We start from the raw sequence: 23,579 nt of genomic DNA, 5'->3' as shown, positions 1-23,579 counted from the left end.
AGCGTTGATGATCTGATGGCGGATATCGCGGTGGTCTTTCACTGGCCACCGTCAGAAATGGCCGGTATGACGCTCACGGAGCTGCTGAACTGGCGCGAGAAAGCCTTGCAACGCAGTGGAGTGAAACACGATGAGTAAAAGCCTACAGCTACAGGTTTTGCTGAAGGCCGTAGACCAGGCCACACGCCCGCTGAAAAGTATCCAACAGGCCAGCCAACGGCTGGCCGGGGATATCAACGCCACCCGGCAAACCCTCAAAACCCTGGACGCCCAGGCGGCCCGCATTACGGGTTTTCGTAAAACCAATGCCCAGTTGGCCGTCACCGGCGACGCGCTGAAAAAGGCCAAGGCAGAAGCGGCGGCGCTGGCCGTACAGTTCAAGGCAACGGCAAAACCCACAGCGGCCCAGGCGCGACTATTGGCGGCTGCCAAGCAGGCGGCCGGTGAGCTGCAAACCAAATACAACGGCCTGCGCCAGTCGGTACAGCGCCAGCGCGATGCGCTCAACGCCGACGGTATCGCCACCCGCAACCTGAGTGCCGCCCAACGCCAGTTGAAGGCGCAGGCCGGTGAAGCCACCGCTACCCTGGCGCGCCAGCGGAACGAACTGGCGCGGTTAAGCCAGACGCAGGCGCAGGTTAACCAGGTGAGCCGCCGTTATCAGGCGGGCCAGACGGCCACCGCCAGCGTACGCAATGCCAGTGCGACCGGGCTGGGCGTCGCCACCGCCGGATTGGTTGCCGAAGGGGCTTTCGTGGCCCCCGGCGTCCAGTTTGACAAGCAAATGTCCGATACCCAGGCCACCCTGGGGCTGGGGAAAGAGGATGCACAACTGGCGGCCATTCGCCAGCAGGCGCGGGATATTGGCGCGACCACGGCGTTTTCGCCGACCGATGTCGCCCGCACGCAAACGGTACTTGCCAAATCGGGTTTTGACGGCGATGCGGTTCTGAAATCAACAGCATCAACCGTTAATTTGGCGTTGGCCTCCGATGTGGATATTGCCAATGCGGCCGACATCATCACCAACATGCAATCGGCGTTCAAAATTCCGACGGATGAAATTCAACGGGTTGCTGACGTGATGACTCAGGGCTTTAACAGCTCTAACTCCAGTTTGGAAGACTTTGGCGAGGCGATGAAGTATGTCGCTCCCATTGCCAACATGGCCGGGGCGAGCATCGAAGATACCACAGCAATGTTAGGCATCCTCGCGAAAGATGGCCTCAAAGGTAGCATGGCTGGGACGTCGGCCAGCGCCATGTTTACCCGCCTGCAAGCGCCGGTTGGCGAAGCCCAAGATGCGCTGTCGGAGCTGGGCGTTAAAACAAAGGATAACAAAGGCAACATGTTGCCGATCGCCGGTATCCTGAAAAAATTCGACCAGTCGTTTAAAAAGAATCGCCTGGGCAGCGCCCAGCAGGCGGAATACCTGAAGGTGATTTTTGGCGAAGAGGCCATGAAAGGTGCCGTTGGATTGATTGCGGCCGCTGGGGATGGGGAACTGCAGCAGCGAAAAAATGCAGCCATTAATTCCCAAGGCACAACCGAACGGGTTGCTAAGGTCAAGGTGGATAACCTCGACGGTGATTTGAAAAACCTGTTTTCCGCCTGGGAAGACGTGCGTATCGAGGTCTTCGACGGCCAGAACGCCGCGCTACGCAAACTGACGGTGACCGCCACGGAGTGGCTGACCAAGGTGGGACAATGGACGAAGGCCAACCCGGCGTTGGTCGATACGTTAGTGAAAGTCGTTGCGGGCGCCACGGCGTTACTCGGCGGTCTGGCGACCTTGGGGCTGATTGCCTGGCCGGTAATGGCCGGGGTGAATACGCTGATTGCCGGGGCGGGATTGTTGGGCACGGCGTTTAGCGTGGCAGGCGGAGTGATTGGTGCCGCCCTGGGCGCAGTGAGCCTGCCGCTGGCCGGGATCATCGCCATCGTCGCCGGGGTGATCGCGGTGATAGCGGCAGGGGCGTTATTTATCCGTAAATACTGGGCGCCAATCAGCGCCTTTATGGGCGGCGTTGCCGACGGCATCAAAGCCGGTCTGGCTCCGCTGCAACCCTTGTTTACCGCAATTGCCGACGGCGTGCGCACCGCGTTTGACTGGTTTAAAGCGTTTTTTAAGCCGGTGACCGCCTCGGCGGAAGCGCTGGAAACGGCCACCCAGGCCGGGCGCATTTTTGGCGAAGGGCTGGCGATGGCGTTAACCCTGCCGCTCAAGGCGCTGGACACGTTGCGCAAGGGCATCGACTGGGTGCTGGAAAAGCTCGGCATTGTTAACAGTGAGTCAAACGGCCTGGCCGACAAGGCATTAACTACAGCGGCGACGGAGGGCGATCGGCTCTCGGTACCGCCGCTGGCCCCGCAGCGTTATACCCCGGTGGTGCCTGGCGCCTCACCCAGCTATGCCGATCACAGCGTAACGCACAACCAGTTTGATGTGGTGATCCCGCCGGGGCTGAGCCGTGAAGAGGCTATCCAACTGTTTAACGAGGCGCAGGAACGCCAGGAGCGTGACCGCCGCGCCCGCGCCCGCAGCACAATGATGGGATGGGAGTAACAACGTATGATGCTGACATTGGGATTTTTTGTTTTTATGTTGCAAACGCTGCCGTACCAGACGATGCAGCGCAATAAGGATTACCGTTGGCCGACGAACAACCGTATCGGCCAGCGACCATCCGCCCAGTTCCTGGGAGTCGATAACGAAAAAATCACGCTGTCGGGCGTGCTCCTGCCGGAGATCACCGGCGGGCGCTGGTCATTGCTGACACTGGAATTAATGGCCGACGAAGGGCGCGCCTGGCCGTTGATTGGCGGCAATGGCACGATTTACGGCATGTTCGTGGTGGAGTCGTTAGCTGAGACGCACAGCCTGTTTTTTGCCGATGGTTCGCCTCGTCGCACAGAGTTCACACTGAATCTCAAGCGTGTGGATGAATCCCTGGTAGCGATGTTCGGTGATTTGCGCCAGCAGGCCAGCGAGCTGTATAGCCAGGCCGGTGACCTGGCCGACAGCGCGGTGAGTAAATTGGGAGGATTATTGGCATGATCACCGGGGTTTCGATGCCTGCCGGGGCACAGATTGCCCCGGATTTCAGCGTGTTGTTGCAGGGCAAAGACATTACACAGAATATCCGCAAGCGGCTGATTTCCCTGTCGCTCACGGACAATCGGGGCTTTGAGGCCGACCAGTTGGACATCGAGCTGGACGACAGCGACGGGCGGATGGTGATGCCGGAACGCAATGCGGTGCTCACCGTGTCCCTGGGCTGGAAAGGCAGCCCCCTGACGCCGAAAGGCCAGTTTACGGTAGACGAGGTCGAGCACCGGGGCGCGCCGGATACGCTGACGTTGCGCGCCCGGAGCGCGGATTTTCGCGGCTCGCTGAATACGCGCCGGGATAATTCGTATCACGACACCACGCTGGGCGATATTGTGCAGCAGGTTGCGGCCAGGAATGACCTCAAGGCTCTACTGGGCACCAGGCTGGCGGCGATCCCAATTAGCCACATCGACCAAACGCAGGAAACCGATGCGGCGTTTTTAACCCGGTTGGCCTCGCTGAATGGCGCCGTTGCCATGATAAAAAGCGGGTGCCTGCTGCTGATGAAACCCGGCAACGGCCAGACGGTGAACGGCAAGCCGCTGCCGGTATTTACCCTGACCCGCAAGGATGGCGATCGGCACAGTTTCAGTATTGCTGACCGCGACGCCTACACCGGCGTAACGGCCAGTTGGTTGAACACCAAACAGCCCAAGCCAAAGAAAGTGAAACTGCAACGCAAACCCAAGGAGCCGCATTTGCGGGCGTTGCAACACCCCAAGGCGAAAGCGGCCAGTAAAAAGCAAAGCAAGGCGACCGAAGAAGCACAGGGCGAATACCTGGCTGGCAGCAGTGATAACGTGTTTGCCATCACTACCGTCTATGCGACCAAAGCCGCCGCTATGCGCGCCGCGCAGGCCAAGTGGGAAAAGCTACAACGCGGTGTAGCAGAGTTTTCGTTATCGCTGGCGATGGGGCGCGCGGATATCCTGCCAGAATCACCGGTGCAGGTCAGAGGGTTTAAATCGGTGATCGACGCCCAGTCGTGGATAGTTAGCAAGGTGACGCATAGCCTGGACAACAGCGGGTTTACGACACGGTTATCGCTTGAGGTGTTACTGTCTGATGTGAATTATGAAGTTAATCAATGAGTTTATTTTGTAAATTAGTGAAAATCACATTAACAACGTACAAAATCAGGGCTACGGTGCGCCATATCTTACAAAATTAAGGTGTTACTATGTTCCATTGTCCTCTTTGCAAAACTGGTGCTCATGCGCGTTCAAGCCGTTACCTGAGTGATAAAACAAAAGAGCGTTATCACCAATGCCAAAACATCAACTGCGGGCATACATTCAAAACAATGGAAACCTACGAAAGCGCGATCATGACACCTGGGCAAATCAGCCACGCCCCACCCCACCCAACCCGGCAAAATCAGGGGCAACTTTGGATGTAAAAAAGGAACCTGCGAAAGCAGGTTTTTTTATGCCTGTAGGCAATTGTGGGCATGATTTCCGTTCTCGGTAGGCAATTTGTAGGCGCAGAATAAAAAAAGGGGCTTACCACAACGGTAAACCCCTGATAATTATTAACTTTTGGATGCAGCGTTAGCTGTATCTTAGTTAAGACGCTCTTTAATACGAGCAGCCTTACCAGTACGCTCACGCAGGTAGTACAGTTTGGCTTTACGAACGGCACCACGACGTTTAACAGTAATGCTGTCGATTACAGGGGAGTGAGTCTGGAATACACGCTCAACACCTTCGCCGTTGGAAATCTTACGAACAGTGAATGCAGAGTGCAGACCGCGGTTACGGATAGCGATAACCACGCCCTCGAATGCCTGCAGACGTTTTTTGCTACCTTCAACGACCCATACCTTAACTTCCACGGAATCACCCGGACGGAATGCAGGTACGTCTTGCTTCATCTGCTCTTGTTCAAGTTGCTTGATAATGTTGCTCATAATATGTCTCTTACCCTAGGTAAACTGATATATCGGTCTCGCCTGCGTATCAGGCGTTCCCTTCATGGTCCTGTTGCTCGGCCTGATGTTCCCGTTGAAACTCAGCCAGCAACACCGTTTGCTCGTCAGTCAGAGCTAGGCTTTCTAGAAGTTCAGGTCTTCTAAGCCAGGTTCGGCCCAGCGACTGCTTCAAGCGCCAGCGACGTATCTCGGCATGGTTGCCCGACAGCAGAACCGGCGGTACTTCCATTCCTTCCAACACTTCAGGGCGGGTATAATGTGGGCAGTCCAGCAATCCATCGACAAAAGAATCTTCTTCTGCAGACGCCTGGTGGCCCAGCACACCCGGTATAAACCGAGCGACTGAATCGATCAGCGTCATTGCCGGCAGTTCCCCACCGCTGAGAACGTAATCGCCGATTGACCATTCTTCGTCAATTTCGGTTTGGATCACGCGCTCATCAACCCCTTCATAACGGCCGCATACCAGAATGATTTTCTGGTTGGCCGCCAGTTCACACACGCCGGTTTGATCCAGCTTGCGCCCCTGAGGTGAAAGATAAATCACCTTTGCGCCTTCACCTGCCGCTGCTTTGGCTGCGTGGATGGCTTCCCGCAAGGGTTGCACCATCATCAACATCCCTGGGCCACCGCCATAGGGGCGATCGTCCACGGTGCGATGCCGATCGTAGGTGAAGTCACGCGGACTCCAACACTGCACGCTCAGCAGGCCATTTTTTACTGCCCGGCCCGTCACTCCGTAATCGGTAATGGCGCGAAACATCTCTGGAAACAGGCTCACAATACCAATAAACACAAGCCAATCCCCATTTGTCTATTCCACGACCCCAGACCGTTCAAGCCGGAGATCAAAAACCAGGATCCCAATCTGCCTCGATCACCTTGGCAGCGAGATCGACTTTCTTGATAACCTGCCCATGAAGAAACGGAACCAGCCGCTCCTTCATACCGAATGCATCTTTCAGGTTTGCTTTTACAACCAGCACATCGTTTGATCCGGTTTCCATCATATCGATGACTTTACCCAGATCATAACCGGCGGGCGTCACTACCTGGCAGCCCATCAGGTCTTTCCAGTAGTAGTCATCGCCATCCAGTTGAGGCAGTTGTTCTGAATCCACCACAATTTCGCAATTGGTCAGCAGATTCGCCGCATCACGATCGTCAACACCTTTAATTTTGATGATCATGTCCTGATTGTGGCGCTTCCAGCTTTCCAGCTCGATATGCTGCCACTGACCCGCCTTCTGGATAAACCAGGGCTGATAGTCAAAAATGCTTTCAGCGTTCTCGGTGGATGAAAACACTCTGAGCCAACCACGAATGCCGTAACTAGAACCCATTTTGCCGAGAACAATCGGCTGGTTGGGCACTGCCGGTTTGAGTTGCTTGCTCATTGCCACCACCGCGACAGATTAAGCTGCTTTCTTAACGTCTTTGATCAGCGCAGAAACGCGATCAGAAACGGTTGCACCCAGGCCGACCCAATGTTCGATGCGGTCCAGGTCCAGACGCAGTGCTTCAGCCTGACCAGAAGCGATCGGGTTGAAGAAGCCTACGCGCTCGATGAAACGACCATCACGCGCATTGCGGCTGTCGGTCACTACTACTTGATAGAACGGACGCTTTTTAGCGCCGCCACGTGCCAAACGAATTGTTACCATAACATCCTCTTTAGTTAATAAAACAGCCGGGCCCCATCGAGGAACGGGGCCCGGTTGCAATATAAAAAGCCCGAAAATTTTACTCATTTTGGCGCAAAAAGCAATCTAAAGCGTCGATTGCAGCCAACAAGTTTTGCAGCCAGTCAAATTTCGGGCGTTTTTACCGCGAACGGTAATTCAACAAACGCGCGCACGCCTCAGCGGCCAGGGAAGCCCGGCGGCATCATGCCTTTCATGCCACGCATCATCTTCGCCAAACCGCCTTTTTTCATTTTCTTCATCATGCGCTGCATTTCATCAAACTGCTTGAGCAGGCGATTGACGTCCTGCACCTGCATGCCGGACCCCATGGCAATACGGCGCTTGCGTGAACCTTTGATGATTTCCGGCTTAGCGCGCTCCTTCAGCGTCATCGAGTTGATGATTGCCTCCATCCGCACCAGCACTTTGTCGTCCATCTGCGACTTCACATTGTCCGGCAGTTGGCCCGCGCCCGGCAGCTTGCTGAGCATGCTGGCCATCCCGCCCATGTTGCGCATCTGTTTTAACTGCTCCAGGAAGTCGGTCAGATCAAAACCGTCGCCCTTTTTCAGCTTGTTAGCCAGCTTTTCCGCCTGCTCGCGATCAACCTTGCTTTCAATATCTTCGATCAACGACAGAACATCGCCCATGCCCAGAATGCGCGAGGCGACGCGATCGGGATGGAAAGGCTCCAGCGCTTCGGTCTTTTCACCCACGCCAAGGAACTTGATCGGTTTGCCGGTGATGTGGCGAATGGAAAGCGCCGCACCGCCGCGCGCGTCACCGTCAACCTTGGTCAGCACCACGCCCGTCAGCGGCAGCGCTTCATTAAAGGCTTTGGCCGTATTCGCCGCATCCTGGCCGGTCATCGCATCAACCACAAACAGCGTTTCCACCGGGTTGATCGCCGCGTGCACCTGCTTGATTTCATCCATCATCGCTTCGTCAACGTGCAAACGGCCGGCGGTATCGACGATCAGAACATCGTAGAACTTCAGCTTCGCCTGCTGCAGCGCGCGATTAACGATATCAAGCGGTTTATCTTGAGCATCCGACGGGAAGAAATCCACACCGACGCCCTCTGCCAGGGTTTCCAACTGTTTAATCGCCGCGGGGCGATACACGTCGGCAGAAACCACCAGCACTTTTTTCTTCTGTTTTTCCTTCAGGAACTTACCCAGCTTACCGACGCTGGTGGTTTTACCCGCCCCCTGAAGGCCGGCCATCAGTACCACAGCCGGCGGCTGCGCGGCCAGATTCAGCTCGTTATTCACCTCGCCCATCGCGGCAATCAGTTCGTTCTTAACGATCTTGACGAACTCCTGCCCCGGGGTCAGGCTTTTGTTGACTTCATGGCCGACGGCGCGCTCTTTGACGCGGTTGATAAAATCACGCACCACCGGCAAGGCGACGTCCGCCTCAAGCAGGGCCATACGAACTTCACGCAGGGTATCTTTGATATTTTCTTCGGTCAGCCGCCCACGGCCGCTGATATTGCGCAGTGTGCGCGACAATCGATCGGTTAAATTTTCAAACATCGTCTCATGCTCAACGTAAAGACAGGCCGCAGTGGCGACACAATTGCGGCGATTATAACACGAAGCCTACGCGATCTCTGCCTTAGCGTTGGAGATAGGTTGGAGCAAGCCGCATGCAAGGCTATACTGGCAATCTGTTTAACCATGCCGATGTTAAAATTAAACGCTATGCCAGTATTCTCCATTGCGGCTATAACGGCCTATCTGATCAGCCTTGGGCTGATCATCCCCAGCCTACTGAGGAAGAACAGCGCATACCGTCGGCTTGCCTTGATTTCAGCCGTGGCGGCATTAGTTTGCCATGCCATTGCCCTGCAGCAGCGGATCTTCGATGTCAGCACCGGGCAAAATCTTAGCCTGCTCAATATCGGTGCTATCGTCAGTCTGATTATCTGTACCGTGATGACCATCGTCGCTTCGCGCAATCGCGGCTGGTTCCTGACGCCAATCGTGTACACCTTTGCCATGATCAATCTGGCGTTTGCCAGCTTCATGCCGGGGGAGTTCATCACACATCTGGAAGCGACGCCAGGGCTGCTGGTGCACATTGGGCTGGCGCTGTTCTCGTACGCAACGCTGATTATCGCTGCGCTCTATGCGCTGCAGTTGGCCTGTCTGGATTACCTGCTCAAAAACAAAAAGCTCACCTTCAGCGCCGATATGCCGCCGTTGATGAGCATTGAGCGCAAAATGTTTCATATCACCCAGATCGGCGTAGTTTTGCTGACTCTGACGCTGTGCACCGGCCTGCTGTACATGGATAACCTGTTCAGCAAGGAAAATGTTCACAAAGCGGTGCTCTCCATTATGGCGTGGTTTATCTATATCGTGCTGCTGTGGGGCCACTACCACGAAGGCTGGCGCGGGCGGCGCGTCGTCTGGTTCAGCTTTGCCGGCGCCTTTTTGCTGACGCTGGCTTATTTTGGCAGCCGACTGATTCAGGAAGTGATGGTACGCTAAAATAGCATAGCGTCCGCTTTTGGTTCGTCCTCACACCACCGTGTATGGGGCTATCTTCATCCGCCTATAAGGAATACAACGTTGGAGCACGTTTCGACAGGGACCCTCATTATTACCCTGGTGATCATGATTGTGGTCTCCGCTTACTTTTCTGCGTCAGAAACCGGCATGATGACGCTCAACCGTTATCGCCTGCACCACCAGTCAAAAAGCGGCAACCGTGCTGCGCGCCGGGTTGAAAAACTGCTGCAGAAGCCGGATCGCCTGATTGGCCTGGTGCTGGTGGGCAACAACCTGGTCAACATTCTGGCTTCAGCGCTGGCGACCATCGTGGGTATGCGGCTGTATGGTGATTTCGGGGTGGCCATCGCCACCGCCGTGTTGACGCTGGCCGTGCTGCTGTTCGCCGAAGTGCTGCCCAAAACCTTCGCCGCGCTTTACCCGGAACGTATTGCCTTCCCCAGCAGCGTGCTGTTGGCACCGTTGCAAAAGGTGATGTTCCCACTGGTATGGTTGCTTAACAGCATCACCAGTCTGGTTTTACACGCCTTCGGTATTCGCACCAATGTGCGCGTAAACGATGCGGTCAGCAAAGACGAATTGCGCACCATCGTCACGGAATCCCAGGCCCAGATTTCACGCCGCAATCAGGACATGCTGATTTCGGTGCTGGATCTGGAAAAGGTGTCGGTGAACGACATCATGGTGCCGCGCAATGAGATTGTCGGCATTGACGTCAACGGCGAATGGAAGTCCATCATGCGCCAGCTTACCCACTCGCCGCATGGCCGCATTGTGCTTTACCGTGATTCGCTGGACGATGCCATTGGCATGCTGCGGGTACGCGAAGCCTATCGCCTGATGACCGAAAAGAAAGAGTTCAATAAAGAAAACTTGTTGCGCGCAGCCGATGAAATTTACTTTGTGCCGGAAGGCACCCCGCTCAACGTGCAGTTGGTGAAGTTTCAGCGCAATAAAGAGAAAGTGGGCATCGTGGTGGATGAATACGGTGATATTCAGGGGCTTGTGACGGTCGAGGATATTTTGGAAGAGATCGTCGGCGACTTCACCACCTCCATGTCGCCAACGCTGGCTGAAGAGGTTAACCCGCAGGGCGACGGCTCGGTGCTGATCGACGGTACGGCCAACGTCCGTGAATTAAACAAGGCCTTCAACTGGAACCTGCCGGCGCACGAAGCAAGAACCATTAACGGTATGCTGCTGGAAGCATTAGAGGATATCCCCGACGCCGGCACGCGCGTGCGTATCGGGTTGTATGATATTGAAATTCTGGACGTGCAGGACAACATGGTCAAACAAGTGCGGGTTATCCCGCTCCGCCCGTTGCAGGCCAGCGTGCAAGGGCACTGAGCGCTCGCCACGGCAGAAAAGAAAAAAGACGCGATCAATCGCGTCTTTTTTTTATTTACGGCACAAAACGCACAGGATTAAATGTGCAGTTCTTTCAACTTCTCTTTCGGCAATGCCAGCTCATCATTGTGGTTAATCACCACATCGTTATCCAGAATGTGCTGAGCGATTTCCTGCGCTTCTTTCAGGGAGTGCATGTGGTAAGTACCACACTGATATTCGTTCAACTCCGGGATTTTGCGCTGGTCGGTGACTTTCAGCACGTCTGCCATCGCCGCCTTCCAGGCTTTAGCAACACGTTGCTCATCCGGCACGCCGATCAGGCTCATATAAAAGCCGGTCCGGCAACCCATCGGTGAAATATCAATAATTTCCACGCCCTGGCCGTTTAGATGATCACGCATAAAGCCGGCGAACAGGTGCTCCAGCGTATGGATGCCACGCTCAGGCATCACTTCCTTGTTGGGGACACAAAAACGCAAATCGAACACGGTGATGGTATCGCCATGAGGCGTCTTCATGGTCTTCGCAACGCGAACAGCCGGAGCTGCCATGCGAGTATGGTCTACGGTAAAGCTATCCAGCAGTGGCATTTCGTCGCCTCCTCGTACAATCGTATCTGTTTAAGAATTTTTTTAGCTACCAGGGAAACCTTTTCCAAGCCTGCGAGTCTGAATATGTGAAAGACGCGCATTTGTTATCATCATCCCTGTCATCAGAGATGTATATTTGGCCACAGTGATGTGGCCTTTTTCTTTTCAGCCCCCGCCGTTAACTTGCAGGAACTGTTCAAAGCTTAGCGTATCACTGGCTTCTTTGTTGCGCTGGCGCTGCCATGAAGCCACCTGCTCGGCATTAAAATCCGCTTCCGTCAGGATTTCCAGCGGTTCTTCAATCAGCATATCTCGATACTGACTTGCCAGTTCCAGGCCAACCCGCCCGGCGCCTTTTTCCTGCATGGCCTTCAGGATACGCGCGGAATAGGTTAAATCAGGATCGTCGAACGCAGCCACCAGCGCATCGCAGGCCTGTTGATACTGCCGATCCCCGGCGTCATTATCCAACACTTCAGCAACGCGGCGTAAGTCGGCAAACAACGCCTTCCCTACCTGATCCAATGGTTTGGTGGTGTCTCCGCAGCCAAAACCAATGGTCTGGCCCGGTTTGCGCCCTTCCAGTATGACCCGGTTCCAGTTTGTGCGCGTACATAGCAACTCATCGCTGCTCATTTCCGGCGCATCCGCCAACGCACACCATACCAAGAACAGATCGAGGAAACGCGCCTGCACCGCATCAACGCCTATCGGCGAGAAGGGGTTGATATCCAGTGAGCGCACTTCGATGTATTCAATACCGCCGCGCAGCAGAGCATCCGACGGCGTCTCACCGCTTTTTGTGACGCGTTTGGGGCGGATCGGCGCATACAGTTCATTTTCAATCTGCAGTACATTGCTATTGAGCTGCAAATAACGATCGTCGCCCTGGCTTTTCACGCCTAATTTGGCGAACTCTTCAGAAGGCGTGACGATCGCTTTCTTTAACCCGGCAACGTAGGTATGCAGATCGTTAAACGTAATGCCCAGGTTACTTTGCGATTTGTTGGTATAGCCCAAATCACTCAGCCGCAGTGACGTTGCATACGGTAAGTAAAGCGCTCCGCTGTCGGTTCGCTCGAACGGTAGCGCAGTTTCACGCCCTTGCAGGAACGAGGAGCAGATCGCCGGCGAAGCGCCAAACAGATAGGGGATCACCCAGCCAAACCGGTAATAATTGCGGATAAGGCGGAAATAGCCTGCGGAGATCTGTTCTTTGCCGCTTTCTTCATCCTTTACCCCTGCCCACGCCTGCCAGAAAGCCAGCGGCAATGAGAAGTTGTAATGCACGCCGGAAATGACCTGCATCAGGGCGCCATAACGGTTCTTCAACCCTTCGCGATACAGCGTTTTCATCCGGCCAATATTTGAAGAGCCATACTGGGCCAGTTCAATATCCTGCTCGGCGCTGATGAAGCACGGCATGCTCAGTGGCCACATGCGCTCTTCGCCCAGATTCCGCGCCACGTGACGGTGGATATCGCGCAGGAACGTCAGCATGTGTTCGATATTGTCATCAACCGGCGTAATGAACTCTAACAGCGCCTCGGCGAAGTCTGTGGTAATCCATTGATGCGTTAATGCCGCGCCCAGTTTCTCTGGATGCCCAGTCGTGGCTAGCGTACCGTCCGCGGTGACCCGCAGAGTTTCCCGCTCAATGCCACGCTGGATCCCTTTTAAAGCATGGGGATGGCTTTCCAACCAAGAAAGCGCTTGTGATACGTCCGGGATCAAATCGACCTCCCGCTGATAAAAGAATAACTCGTAAGCATACTGAATCTGCACCCGAGAGAATATTGAGTTATATTCATTTCGTTAATGCCACCAGGCAATTCCCTGCAACGTTATCACCGCCAGGACGATATAACGCAGCGCTTTTCCAATGCACAGAAACAGCGCGACGGGGCCCCATGGCATCCGCAGCCAACCTGCCAACACGCACAACACATCGCCGACGACCGGCAGCCAACAGAGCAATAACGCAACCGGCCCAAAGCGTTGCAGCCAATACTGTGCCATTCCCAGCCCCGGCTGAGCCTTCAACGCGGGCAACAGGCGCCCGATAATGACGTTTGTCAGCCCGCCAAGCGTATTCCCAAGGGTTGCGGCCAAAACCAACCACTCGGGTTGCGTCACGCCGTTTGCCAGCAAGGCGACCAATACAATTTCTGAGTTTCCCGGCAACAGGGTCGCACTCAGGAAACTGCTGCCGAACAATGAGACGAGAGCTAGCGTACTACTCACTGCGCCCGAACGTCCACCACTGCCATGCCGGCACGTTGCGCCGCCTGAATACCAAAATCGGCATCTTCAAACACAACGCATTTTTCAGGCGGCACGCCAATCAGGCTCGCACAGCGTAAAAAGGTATCCGGCTCTGGCTTATGGCGTGCAACGTCGTCGGCGCCAACAATAGCATTGAAATACGGCAATAGCCCCAAATGGCGCAGCAACATCTCGGCCATCCGGTGTTCACTGCCCGTGCCTACGGCCATTGGCCGGCGGCCATGGTAAGCCTTTACCACGTCAATTAGCGGCAACGGGCGAACCGTGTCCAACAGCATGGCTTCCACAACCTGCGTTTTCTCTTTCGCCAGGGCATGAGGATCAAGATCCGCGCCGTGGCTTTCAATCAATGCCTGGGCAATACGCCAGGTTGGCGAGCCATTTAGCGCAATGACTTTTTTTTCATCAAACACCATGCCGTACCGCGCCAAAACGTCGTGCCATGCCTGGCGGTGCGTAAGCTCGGTATCCAAAATCGTCCCATCCATGTCAAAGATCAGACCCTGGAAATGATCGTACATTGCAGCCCCATGCGTATTAAATGAAAGTCATCTACTTTAGCGTAAAGCGGGGAAATTGTCGCTGCATGTGCGGAGGGGGAAAGTGCTAAACGGTTAGCATGGTGATGAAAAAGCAAAAAACCCGCCGAAGCGGGTTTTGCTGATAGGCTGTATCCAGGATGGGGAACTTGGCGCGAGCGCCTTACCCTGAGGGCCGTTGCTGAAGCAACGTCATCTTCCTTAAGAACACCTTCTTGCTTACCACGCGAATGCAGACTGCTCTTCGCGAGGTTAAATATGGTGCATCCGGGAGGATTCGAACCTCCGACCGCTCGGTTCGTAGCCGAGTACTCTATCCAGCTGAGCTACGGATGCACAGAATTTCTTTTTGATACCGTAGGGTGCGTTGTTGCTACCCCACCATACTGCAAAATATGGTGCATCCAGGAGGATTCGAACCTCCGACCGCTCGGTTCGTAGCCGAGTACTCTATCCAGCTGAGCTATGGATGCACAGAATTTCTTTTTTGATACCGTATGGTACGTTGTTACTACCCCACCATACTGCAAAATATGGTGCATCCAGGAGGATTCGAACCTCCGACCGCTCGGTTCGTAGCCGAGTACTCTATCCAGCTGAGCTATGGATGCAAATGGCGGTGAGGCGGGGATTCGAACCCCGGATGCAGCTTTTGACCGCATACTCCCTTAGCAGGGGAGCGCCTTCAGCCTCTCGGCCACCTCACCAAACGCCTCTTTCGAGTGTGCGATGAAAACTTTTGTTGAAGCTCATCGGCACTGCGTGGCGCACATATTACTTTCCCCGCCTTATAAGTCAAACAATTTTTCCCAACTCACCGCCGTTTGCACAATTCACACGCAACATGGGCACTTTCACGGCAAAATGGGAATATTATCAACAGGCAACGGTGGATGAACGCAGAGAAAAAGATGAACGGCGGCAATAGAAAACAGGGAGTAACGGCAAGGGGATGCCCCAACAGGCAAAAGTTGTAGACAGCGCCTCGCTAAGCCACGAGACGCTGTTTAGAAATCAGTAAGTCGTCTGCTGAGACTTTTCGGCCTGGATACGCTGATAGATTTCTTCGCGGTGAACAGACACCTCTTTGGGAGCATTCACGCCAATACGTACCTGGTTGCCCTTTACTCCTAGCACTGTGACCGTTACCTCATCGCCAATCATGAGGGTTTCACCAACTCGACGAGTCAGAATTAGCATTCTTTGCTCCTTGGTATATTAAAAGAGTCGGGTCTCTCAGTTCCCGGCCATTATCCATCATATATGGTGAAAACGTAAGCCATGACATTAACAATGGATGTTAATGAGCTTGATATCACCGCAGCTAATGGTAAGTCTAGCCGACCTGCAAAACTTTGTTCCCGTAAGTGTAACAACAATGTAGCAGTACAGTAATAAAATGCTATAAACAACAACCATTTATAGCATTTCCTTGTACTATTTATTTATATTTCACAGTTTTGAAGCAACCCAAGCCTCTATGCTGCCCAGCGCCGCAGGCAACGCATTAACGTCGCTCCCGCCTGCCTGCGCCATATCCGGACGGCCACCGCCTTTGCCGCCAACCTGCTGTGCGACATTGCCAATCAGCTCGCCGGCTTTAACCCGGTCGGTCAGATCTTTGGTCACGCCGGCAATCAGGCTGACCTTATCATCCGCAACCGTGGCCAGCACAATAATCGCCGATCCCAACTGATTTTTCAGATCGTCAACCATCGTCCGCAGCATTTTCGGCTCAACGTTGTTCAACTCGCTCACCAGCAGCTTAACGCCATTGACCAGCTTGGCCTTGCTCGACAGCGATGCGCTTTCCTGCGCTGCGGCCTGATCTTTCAACTGCTGCAGTTCTTTTTCCAGCAAGCGGGTACGTTCCACCACGCCGCGTACTTTATCAGCCAGCGTGTTGCTGTCGCCTTTCACCAACTGGGCAACGTTCTGGAGCAAATCGCTTTGTTGATGCAGCGAAGCGATAGCGCCCTCACCGGTCACCGCTTCAATACGACGAATACCGGCTGCAGTACCGGATTCGCTCATGATGCGGAACAGACCGATATCCCCCGTACGCCCGGCATGGGTGCCACCGCACAGTTCGGTGGAGAAATCGCCCATGGTCAGCACACGAACATTCTCGTCATACTTCTCGCCAAACAGCGCCATGGCGCCTTTTTCTTTCGCCTTGTCCAGCGCCATGATTTCGGTCTGCACCGGAAGGTTACGGCGCACCTGCTGATTGACCAGATCTTCAACCGCACGGATCTGTTCCGGCTTCATCGCTTCAAAGTGCGAAAAGTCGAAACGCAGGTATTTGTCATTCACCAACGAGCCTTTCTGCGCGACGTGTTCGCCCAGGATTTGGCGCAGCGCGGCATGCAGCAAGTGCGTCGCCGAGTGGTTCAAGCGAATACGGTTACGGCGCGCGACATCAATCACCGCATCAACGGCTTCACCAACCTTCAACGCCCCTTGCGCCAATTGGCCCTGGTGGCCGATGGCTTGCCCGTATTTTTGGCTATCATTAACCACAAAATCACCGGCGGCGGCCTTCAACACGCCTTTATCGCCAACCTGCCCGCCAGATTCGCCATAGAATGGCGTTTTATCCAGCACCACGACGGCTTCTTCACCCGCGTGAATTTCATCTACCGGCTGGCCGTTGCGGAACAAAGCGGTCACTTTTGCCTGCTGTTCGTTATGGTCGTAACCACAGAACTGGCTGGCACCGTCCACACGGATCACGTTGTTGTAGTCAGCGCCAAAACCGCTGGACTCACGCGCACGGGAGCGCTGCGCTTCCATCGCGGCTTCAAAACCGGCTTCATCAACCTTCAGCCCACGCTCACGGCAAACATCCGCCGTCAGATCCAGCGGGAAGCCGTAAGTATCGTAGAGACGGAACGCGGTTTCGCCGTCCAGGGTATCCCCCTGCAGCTTGGCCAGCTCGTCATCCAGCAGCGCCAGGCCACGCTCCAGCGTGCGGGCAAACTGTTCTTCTTCGGTTTTCAACACCTGCTCAACCGTCGCCTGCTGGCGCTTGAGCTCGTCAGCGGCCGGCCCCATCACGGCGATCAGCGGCGCAACCAGCTTATAGAAGAAGGTCTCTTTCGCACCCAGCATATTGCCATGGCGGATCGCACGGCGAATGATGCGGCGCAGCACATAGCCACGGTTTTCATTCGATGGGATCACGCCGTCGGAAACCAGGAAAGCACAGGAGCGAATATGGTCGGCAATCACGCGCAGCGATTTGTTGTCCAGGTCTGTCGCACCCGTCACCTCCGCAACCGCTTTGATCAGGGTGCGGAACAGATCGATTTCGTAGTTGGAGTTCACATGCTGCAGTACGGCGGAGATACGCTCCAGCCCCATGCCGGTATCAACGGAAGGCTTCGGCAACGGTTGCATGGTGCCATCGGCCTGACGGTTGAATTGCATGAAAACGAGGTTCCAGATCTCAATATAGCGATCGCCGTCCTCTTCCGGGCTGCCCGGAGGGCCACCCCAGATATGATCGCCGTGATCGTAGAAAATCTCGGAACATGGGCCACATGGGCCGGTATCGCCCATTTGCCAGAAGTTATCGGAGGCATACGGCGCCCCTTTGTTGTCGCCGATGCGGATGATACGCTCCACCGGCACGCCCACGTCATCACGCCAGATGTTGTACGCTTCATCATCGGTTTCATATACCGTGACCCACAGCTTTTCTTTCGGCAGATTAAACCAGTGCGGGCTGGTCAGCAGTTCCCATGCGAAGATAATCGCATCGTGCTTGAAATAATCGCCAAAGCTGAAGTTGCCCAGCATCTCGAAGAAGGTATGGTGACGTGCGGTATAGCCAACGTTTTCCAAATCGTTATGCTTACCGCCTGCGCGCACGCAGCGTTGCGACGTTGTCGCACGGGAATAGGCACGTTTGTCCAGCCCCAGGAAAACGTCTTTGAATTGGTTCATCCCGGCATTGGTAAACAGCAACGTCGGATCATTGTTAGGCACCAGGGAGCTGCTCGCTACGATCTGGTGACCTTTACTCTGGAAGAAATCGAGAAACGCTTGACGGATCTCAGCGGTGCTCTTGCTCATATTTTTCCCGGAAAGGCAGAATAACGACACGTGAGCAAGAAACTCGACATCCTATGATGGCATCTGGCTCACGAACAAAAAGTGGGGATAAGATAAATTTTCTTCAGAGGGAAGTAAAACCCCGTGTGCGTTCATTGCGCAAAATCGCAATAAATAGACTGGATTTCTTCACGGAAGAAGCCACGATAAAGCAAATAGCGCTGTACTTTGGCTTTATCTTTCCACTCGGTTGGCAACTGTTCACCAAATTTGCGCTGGGCGATCTGTTGCGCCAAGACACACCAGTCGATCGTACACTCTGCCAGCGCGGTACGCACGATCTCTTTATCGACGCCTTTGCGCAATAGTTCAGCACTGATACGTTGCGCGCCATACCCCTTACGGCTACGGCTGCCTATATAGCTTTGGGCAAAGCGCTGATCGTCCAGCCAATTGTGCTGATAACAATAGGAGATGACCTGATCGATGATTTCAGGAGAGACGGGTTCATCAGGGCTCTGCGGCCCGTATTTTGAACCCGATCGCGCTTGCGGTACAAACGGCTGCGCCGCAAGTTTGCGGCGCAGTTCAGCTTCACTATGATCGCGTTGAGACAGTAAGCGCATGGCGCGGCTTAGCAGTTCATTCATCATTTTAGCCTGTATTTTCACATGCATGCCTGGCGGCATGCATGTACATCAGCAAAGATTAAAACTCTTCACTGGTTTCAGCTTCGCTATCATCAAACCCTTCGTTGGTAGCGGAGGCCGGTTCATTGCTGTTATGCAGCAACAGATCGCGCAGCTTTTTGTCCAGCTCGGCGGCAATAGCCGGGTTTTCTTTCAGGAAGTTGCAGGCATTTGCCTTGCCCTGCCCGATCTTCTCCCCATTGTAGCTATACCAGGCGCCGGCTTTCTCGATCATCTTGTGCTTAACGCCCAAATCGATCAGTTCGCCGCGGCTGTTGATCCCTTCGCCATACAGGATCTGGAATTCAGCCTGCTTAAATGGCGCAGCGATTTTGTTTTTAACCACTTTGACGCGGGTTTCACTGCCGACAACCTCATCGCCTTCCTTGATCGCGCCGATACGGCGGATATCCAGGCGAACAGAAGCGTAGAACTTCAGCGCGTTACCCCCGGTCGTCGTTTCCGGGTTACCGAACATCACGCCGATTTTCATACGGATCTGGTTAATAAAGATCAGCAGGGTATTGGCGTTTTTCAGGTTACCAGCCAGCTTACGCATGGCCTGGCTCATCATGCGCGCCGCCAACCCCATGTGCGAATCGCCGATTTCGCCTTCAATTTCCGCTTTCGGCGTCAGCGCCGCGACCGAGTCGACGATGATGACGTCAACGGCGCCGGAGCGGGTTAACGCATCACAGATTTCCAACGCCTGCTCGCCGGTATCTGGCTGAGAACACAGCAGGTTATCGATATCCACACCCAGTTTTTTGGCGTAAATAGGATCCAGCGCGTGCTCGGCGTCGATAAACGCACAGGTTTTCCCTTCACGCTGCGCGGCGGCGATAACCTGCAGCGTTAGCGTGGTTTTGCCTGAAGATTCAGGCCCGTAGATTTCTACAATACGCCCCATCGGCAAGCCACCGGCACCCAACGCGATATCAAGTGACAGTGAACCGGTGGAGATCGTTTCCACATCCATGGAACGGTCTTCACCCAAGCGCATGATGGAGCCTTTGCCAAATTGTTTTTCAATCTGGCCCAGGGCTGCTGCTAACGCTTTTTGCTTGTTCTCATCAATAGCCATTTTTGCTCCTTCGTTGCGCAATGCCGGTGGTCGCCCACACTGCTACAGAATAATTGTTGTGCAGGTAATGCCGCTGATTATACTGTATGAGCATACAGTATCAAGCCTAATTTTATAAAAATTCATCAAGCGCCGTTTGCAAAGAATAGGCGATAGCCTGTTCGCGCACCGCATTACGATCGCCATCAAAACGCACCTTGCGGGCCAGCACCTTGCCCGAACGCCCGGCAAAGCCGAACCAGACGGTGCCAACCGGTTTCTCCACGCTGCCGCCATCAGGCCCGGCGATACCGCTGACGGCAAGCGCCAGGTCGGCATTGGCCGCATGCAGCGCGCCCTGTGCCATCTCGCGCACCACCTCTTCACTCACGGCACCGTGCGCTGCCAGCGTTGCTGACGCCACGCCCAGTAAATCATGTTTCGCCGCGTTGCTGTAGGTCACAAACCCGCGGTCAAAATAGGCCGAGCTGCCGGCGATATCGGTGATCGCCTTGGCGATGCCGCCGCCGGTACAGGACTCCGCACAGGTGATCCACTGGCCATGTGCCTTTAGCCTGGCCCCAACGGCGACGCTCAGTTCATGCAGCGTGTTTCCACTCATGATCCCTCCTTAGAGAAACGAATATATGTGCCCGATAGTAGCATTTATCAAGCCCTACCCGCGATTGCACTACGCAGGAGATGCGTACCGTTGCGCAGAGTAATGCGGTTTGATGCCAGGGAACAAGCTGCTAGTATCAAACGTATCCCGTTTTTCCGGGCCGATTCTCTTATAGAGGCACATGATGGTAGGGGCCGCCCAAACACCGGCCAGGAAAACAATTAGGATGATAGAGTGAAAAAAACGCTGGGCATTTTCCTTCCGCTATACACCACTACCCTCTTGCTGCTGCTGGGGTCTGGTCTGCTAACCACCTATATCTCACTGCGTTTGAACGCGATTCATGTCAGCGGCGGCCTGATCGGGGCGATCATTGCCGCCAACTATATCGGGTTAGTGATCGGCGGCAAAGTGGGCCATTTCCTGATTGCCCGTGTCGGCCATATTCGGGCCTATGTCGCCTGTGCCGGCATCATTACGGCAGCGGTGATCGGCCATGGGCTGACTGAATATATTCCCGTTTGGGTCATACTGCGCTTAATTATCGGCTTGTGCATGATGTGCCAGTTCATGGTGCTGGAAAGCTGGCTTAACGATCAGGCCGAATCCAGCCAGCGCGGCATGGTCTTCGGCGTCTATATGGCGGCGACGTATCTGGGAATGACGTTAGGCCAGGTGGTTTTGATGGTCCAAAGCGGCCTTGGCATGAGCACGCTATTGGTGATTGCACTGTGCTTTGCCCTGTGTCTGGTGCCAATCGCACTGACGACCCGCACCAATGCGCGCCATATGTCGCCGGCACCGATGGAGCTGCGCTACTTTACCCAGGCGATCCCGAAGGTGCTGGCCACCACACTGGTCATTGGCATGCTGATTGGCGCATTCTATGGCTTGGCGCCGGTATACACCAGCCAGCAGGCGTTGAGCACGCAACAAACCGGGTTGTTCATGGCGATTGCGGTTTTCGCCGGGCTGGTGGTGCAATTCCCGCTCAGTTGGCTTTCCGATCGCTATAACCGCCAGCTATTGATGCGCGTGAACGCCATCCTGCTGGTGCTTGCCGCCCTACCCCTTGCCGTACTGCCCCAGATTCATTTCCCGGTACTGTTGGCGTTGGGGTTTGTCGTCAGTATGCTGCAATTCACCCTCTATCCGCTGGCCGTCGCACTGGCCAACGATATGATCGAACCCGAGCGCCGCGTCTCGCTGGCCGCTTGTCTGCTGATGGCATTTGGCGTTGGCGCCAGCATCGGCCCGTTAATCGTTGGCCTGCTGATTCAACCGCTGGGCGGCAACATTCTTTACGCCTTCTTTGCGCTTTGCGGCGTAATGATTGTGGCCTTCAACCGTTCCGTGAAAAAATACGAGGAGCAGTTTGCTCAGGATGCGCCATTGCCCCATGTTCCTATGCCGGATAGCCTGGTCAGTTCCCCGCTGTCGCCTGCTCTGAACCCGGCGTTTGACGAACAGATGATTCAGGACACCATGCCACCGCCGGAAACCGCGCCCGAGCCGCCAGCAGAGGGAAACGCCAGCCCGCAGAGCCAGGCCGACGAAGCAACGGCAGAAGATGAGAACGTGCCCCCGCAAGGGGCGGATCCAGAGGAAGATACCGGGCTGAAAAAGGCCTACACCATGCTGTAGGCGCGTTGTTCATTAAGGCCGCCAGGGGCGGCGGCCTTACAAGAAGCGGTGAATACATCAGCAACGAGCCTATTGCACATTTGGCCGATAGAGCACGAGGTTAGCGGGCATTCTTTAACGGATGTGGTGCAGCGTTTCGCCGACGGCATCAAACAAACGATCCAGTTCGGCAGCCTGGCTATTAAACATCGGGCCGAATTGCAGGGTGTCGCCGCCAAAGCGAACATAAAATCCAGCTTTCCACAGTGCGATGCCTGCATCAAATGGCCTTACCGTTGCATCGCCCTCCCGCGCCGCAAGCTGAATAGCCCCGACAAGGCCACAGTTGCGAATATCAATCACGTGTGGGCAATCGCGCAACGCATGCAGCGCGGTGGCGAAATGTGGCGCCAGCGCCGCAGACTGGGCGATAAGGTTCTCCTTTTCCATCAGTTCCAGCGTCGCCAGGCCCGCGGCACAGGCTACCGGGTGCGCAGAGTAGGTGTAGCCATGTGGAAACTCAACTGCGTGCTCTGGTAACGGCTGGGACATAAACGTTTCATAAATCTTGCTGCTTGCAACAACGCCGCCAAGCGGGATCGCGCCGTTGGTAATTTGCTTGGCGAAGTTGAGAATATCCGGGGTGACACCAAAGAACTCGGCCCCACTCCAACGCCCCATGCGGCCAAAGCCGGTAATCACTTCATCAAAAATGAGCAAGATATCGTGTTCGTCACAGATTTCACGCAAGCGTTGCAGATATCCCTTCGGCGGAATGATGGCACCCGCAGAACCAGACAGCGGCTCAACGATAAGGGCGGCAATATTGGAAGCATCATGCAACTCAATAAGTTTAAGCATCTCATTGGCGAGTTCAACGCCGCCGGTTTCAGCCATACCCTGAGTGAACGCTTGGCCGGCCTGCAAGGTATGCGGCAAGTGATCCACATCCATCAACTGACCAAACACTTTACGATTACCGCCAATGCCGCCCAGGCTGGTACCGGCAATGTTCACGCCGTGATAACCACGGGCGCGGCCAATCAGCTTGGTTTTGGCCGGTTGGCCTTTAACACGCCAGTAAGCGCGGGCCATTTTGACAGCGGTATCTGTAGATTCGGAACCAGAGCCGGTAAAGAAAACGTGGTTAAGATCGCCCGGCATCAACTGCGCAATTTTTTCTGCCAGTTTAAATGACAGCGCATGGCCATATTGAAACCCCGGCGAATAATCAAGCGTGCCGAGCTGGTTTGCCACGGCGGTTTGAATCTCGCTGCGGGTGTGCCCGGCGCCACAGGTCCACAAACCGGAAAGGCTATCATAGATCCGGCGGCCTTTATCATCGGTGAGCCAATGTCCCTGCGCGGCAACGATGAAGCGCGGATCACGATGGAAATTGCGGTTAGCGCTGAACGGCATCCAATGCGCTTTAAGATTAAGTGAAGCCGTGTCTAGATCTTTAGCCATGATCATTCTCCCAACAGATGTTAGAAGAGTTTGCAATCAAAA

23 protein-coding genes and 4 tRNA genes are annotated in these 23,579 nt (G+C 54.8%); 8 read left to right on the top strand and 19 right to left on the bottom strand.

Annotated elements, in window-relative coordinates; genetic code table 11:
* Positions 1-15: 15 nt before the first annotated feature.
* The 5 genes from AC559G_RS08075 to AC559G_RS08055 all read left to right on the top strand — a co-directional run bounded on the left by AC559G_RS08075 (position 16) and on the right by AC559G_RS08055 (position 4,511).
* Positions 16-138, top strand: a complete 123-nt coding sequence (locus AC559G_RS08075; protein ID WP_498912135.1) for a GpE family phage tail protein — start codon at positions 16-18, stop codon at positions 136-138.
* Entirely contained in the window at positions 131-2,566 is a 2,436-nt protein-coding gene (locus AC559G_RS08070; protein WP_498912134.1) for a phage tail tape measure protein, read from the top strand. The genes AC559G_RS08075 and AC559G_RS08070 overlap by 8 nt, the downstream gene beginning before the upstream one ends.
* A gap of 6 nt (positions 2,567-2,572) precedes the next feature.
* Positions 2,573-3,058 (top strand): phage tail protein, encoded by a 486-nt coding sequence (locus AC559G_RS08065; protein ID WP_498912133.1) that lies wholly within the window; start codon positions 2,573-2,575, stop codon positions 3,056-3,058.
* Entirely contained in the window at positions 3,055-4,203 is a 1,149-nt protein-coding gene (locus tag AC559G_RS08060; protein WP_498912132.1) for a phage late control D family protein, read from the top strand. Before AC559G_RS08065 ends, AC559G_RS08060 begins: the two co-directional genes overlap by 4 nt.
* An 89-nt stretch (positions 4,204-4,292) precedes the next feature.
* Positions 4,293-4,511 (top strand): DNA-binding transcriptional regulator, encoded by a 219-nt coding sequence (locus tag AC559G_RS08055; RefSeq protein WP_498912131.1) that lies wholly within the window; start codon positions 4,293-4,295, stop codon positions 4,509-4,511.
* A 162-nt stretch (positions 4,512-4,673) separates the two neighbouring features.
* Here the strand turns inward: AC559G_RS08055 and rplS are convergent, their stop codons facing one another.
* The 5 genes from rplS to ffh all read right to left on the bottom strand — a co-directional run bounded on the left by rplS (position 4,674) and on the right by ffh (position 8,265).
* Positions 4,674-5,021: a 50S ribosomal protein L19 gene (rplS, locus tag AC559G_RS08050; RefSeq protein ID WP_004955150.1), complete on the bottom strand. Its 348-nt coding sequence runs from the start codon at positions 5,019-5,021 to the stop codon at positions 4,674-4,676.
* Between the two features lie 49 nt (positions 5,022-5,070).
* Complete coding sequence (gene trmD, locus AC559G_RS08045; protein ID WP_095845908.1) at positions 5,071-5,838, bottom strand: tRNA (guanosine(37)-N1)-methyltransferase TrmD; 768 nt, start codon at positions 5,836-5,838, stop codon at positions 5,071-5,073.
* 52 nt (positions 5,839-5,890) lie between these two features.
* A complete protein-coding gene (gene rimM / locus AC559G_RS08040) occupies positions 5,891-6,439 on the bottom strand; it encodes a ribosome maturation factor RimM (RefSeq protein ID WP_438597075.1) in 549 nt (182 codons plus the stop codon).
* Between the two features lie 18 nt (positions 6,440-6,457).
* Positions 6,458-6,706, bottom strand: coding sequence for a 30S ribosomal protein S16 (gene rpsP / locus AC559G_RS08035; RefSeq protein ID WP_095845910.1), 249 nt, complete (start codon positions 6,704-6,706; stop codon positions 6,458-6,460).
* Positions 6,707-6,903: 197 nt separating this feature from the next.
* Entirely contained in the window at positions 6,904-8,265 is a 1,362-nt protein-coding gene (gene ffh, locus AC559G_RS08030; RefSeq protein ID WP_438597076.1) for a signal recognition particle protein, read from the bottom strand.
* A gap of 168 nt (positions 8,266-8,433) precedes the next feature.
* Here ffh and AC559G_RS08025 point away from each other — a divergent pair, with 168 nt between their 5' ends.
* Entirely contained in the window at positions 8,434-9,225 is a 792-nt protein-coding gene (locus AC559G_RS08025) for a cytochrome C assembly family protein (protein ID WP_121553118.1), read from the top strand.
* Positions 9,226-9,306: 81 nt separating this feature from the next.
* Positions 9,307-10,596 (top strand): HlyC/CorC family transporter, encoded by a 1,290-nt coding sequence (locus AC559G_RS08020; protein ID WP_438597077.1) that lies wholly within the window; start codon positions 9,307-9,309, stop codon positions 10,594-10,596.
* Positions 10,597-10,673: 77 nt separating this feature from the next.
* On the opposite strand, the gene luxS is transcribed toward AC559G_RS08020, so the two are convergent.
* From luxS to pncC, 13 genes are all read right to left on the bottom strand, one after another.
* The gene (gene luxS, locus AC559G_RS08015; RefSeq protein WP_438597078.1) at positions 10,674-11,189 is read right to left on the bottom strand and encodes an S-ribosylhomocysteine lyase; all 516 of its coding nucleotides are present in this window, start codon (positions 11,187-11,189) and stop codon (positions 10,674-10,676) included.
* 165 nt (positions 11,190-11,354) lie between these two features.
* A complete protein-coding gene (gene gshA / locus AC559G_RS08010; protein WP_498912130.1) occupies positions 11,355-12,923 on the bottom strand; it encodes a glutamate--cysteine ligase in 1,569 nt (522 codons plus the stop codon).
* Positions 12,924-13,004: 81 nt separating this feature from the next.
* The gene (locus AC559G_RS08005; RefSeq protein WP_498912129.1) at positions 13,005-13,433 is read right to left on the bottom strand and encodes a YqaA family protein; all 429 of its coding nucleotides are present in this window, start codon (positions 13,431-13,433) and stop codon (positions 13,005-13,007) included.
* Positions 13,430-13,996: a fructose-1-phosphate/6-phosphogluconate phosphatase gene (gene yqaB, locus AC559G_RS08000; RefSeq protein ID WP_498912128.1), complete on the bottom strand. Its 567-nt coding sequence runs from the start codon at positions 13,994-13,996 to the stop codon at positions 13,430-13,432. Before yqaB ends, AC559G_RS08005 begins: the two co-directional genes overlap by 4 nt.
* 277 nt (positions 13,997-14,273) lie before the next feature.
* A tRNA-Arg gene (locus tag AC559G_RS07995) sits at positions 14,274-14,350 on the bottom strand.
* Between the two features lie 60 nt (positions 14,351-14,410).
* A tRNA-Arg gene (locus AC559G_RS07990) sits at positions 14,411-14,487 on the bottom strand.
* A gap of 61 nt (positions 14,488-14,548) precedes the next feature.
* Positions 14,549-14,625, bottom strand: a tRNA-Arg gene (locus AC559G_RS07985).
* Positions 14,626-14,628: 3 nt separating this feature from the next.
* A tRNA-Ser gene (locus tag AC559G_RS07980) sits at positions 14,629-14,721 on the bottom strand.
* Between the two features lie 307 nt (positions 14,722-15,028).
* Positions 15,029-15,214 carry a carbon storage regulator CsrA gene (csrA, locus tag AC559G_RS07975; RefSeq protein ID WP_004091602.1) on the bottom strand — a complete coding sequence of 62 codons (186 nt, stop codon included), beginning with the start codon at positions 15,212-15,214 and terminating at the stop codon, positions 15,029-15,031.
* 252 nt (positions 15,215-15,466) lie between these two features.
* The gene (gene alaS, locus AC559G_RS07970; protein ID WP_498912127.1) at positions 15,467-18,094 is read right to left on the bottom strand and encodes an alanine--tRNA ligase; all 2,628 of its coding nucleotides are present in this window, start codon (positions 18,092-18,094) and stop codon (positions 15,467-15,469) included.
* 131 nt (positions 18,095-18,225) lie between these two features.
* On the bottom strand, positions 18,226-18,723 hold the full coding sequence (recX, locus tag AC559G_RS07965) for a recombination regulator RecX (protein ID WP_498912190.1): 498 nt from the start codon (positions 18,721-18,723) through the stop codon (positions 18,226-18,228).
* Positions 18,724-18,781: 58 nt separating this feature from the next.
* Positions 18,782-19,846, bottom strand: coding sequence for a recombinase RecA (gene recA, locus AC559G_RS07960; protein ID WP_438598556.1), 1,065 nt, complete (start codon positions 19,844-19,846; stop codon positions 18,782-18,784).
* Positions 19,847-19,958: 112 nt separating this feature from the next.
* A complete protein-coding gene (gene pncC, locus AC559G_RS07955) occupies positions 19,959-20,447 on the bottom strand; it encodes a nicotinamide-nucleotide amidase (protein ID WP_498912126.1) in 489 nt (162 codons plus the stop codon).
* Between the two features lie 234 nt (positions 20,448-20,681).
* On the opposite strand from pncC, the gene AC559G_RS07950 reads away from it, so the two are divergent.
* On the top strand, positions 20,682-22,091 hold the full coding sequence (locus tag AC559G_RS07950) for an MFS transporter (protein WP_498912125.1): 1,410 nt from the start codon (positions 20,682-20,684) through the stop codon (positions 22,089-22,091).
* A 114-nt stretch (positions 22,092-22,205) separates the two neighbouring features.
* Here the strand turns inward: AC559G_RS07950 and aptA are convergent, their stop codons facing one another.
* The gene (gene aptA / locus AC559G_RS07945; RefSeq protein WP_498912124.1) at positions 22,206-23,537 is read right to left on the bottom strand and encodes an aspartate aminotransferase family protein; all 1,332 of its coding nucleotides are present in this window, start codon (positions 23,535-23,537) and stop codon (positions 22,206-22,208) included.
* Positions 23,538-23,579 lie beyond the last annotated feature (42 nt).

The sequence above is a fragment of the Gibbsiella greigii genome (assembly GCF_039540155.1).
GTDB classification, from domain to species: Bacteria; Pseudomonadota; Gammaproteobacteria; order Enterobacterales; family Enterobacteriaceae; genus Gibbsiella; species Gibbsiella quercinecans.
The sequence above is the reverse complement of the archived record's forward strand: the minus strand, read 5'-3'. Positions and strand labels throughout refer to the sequence as shown.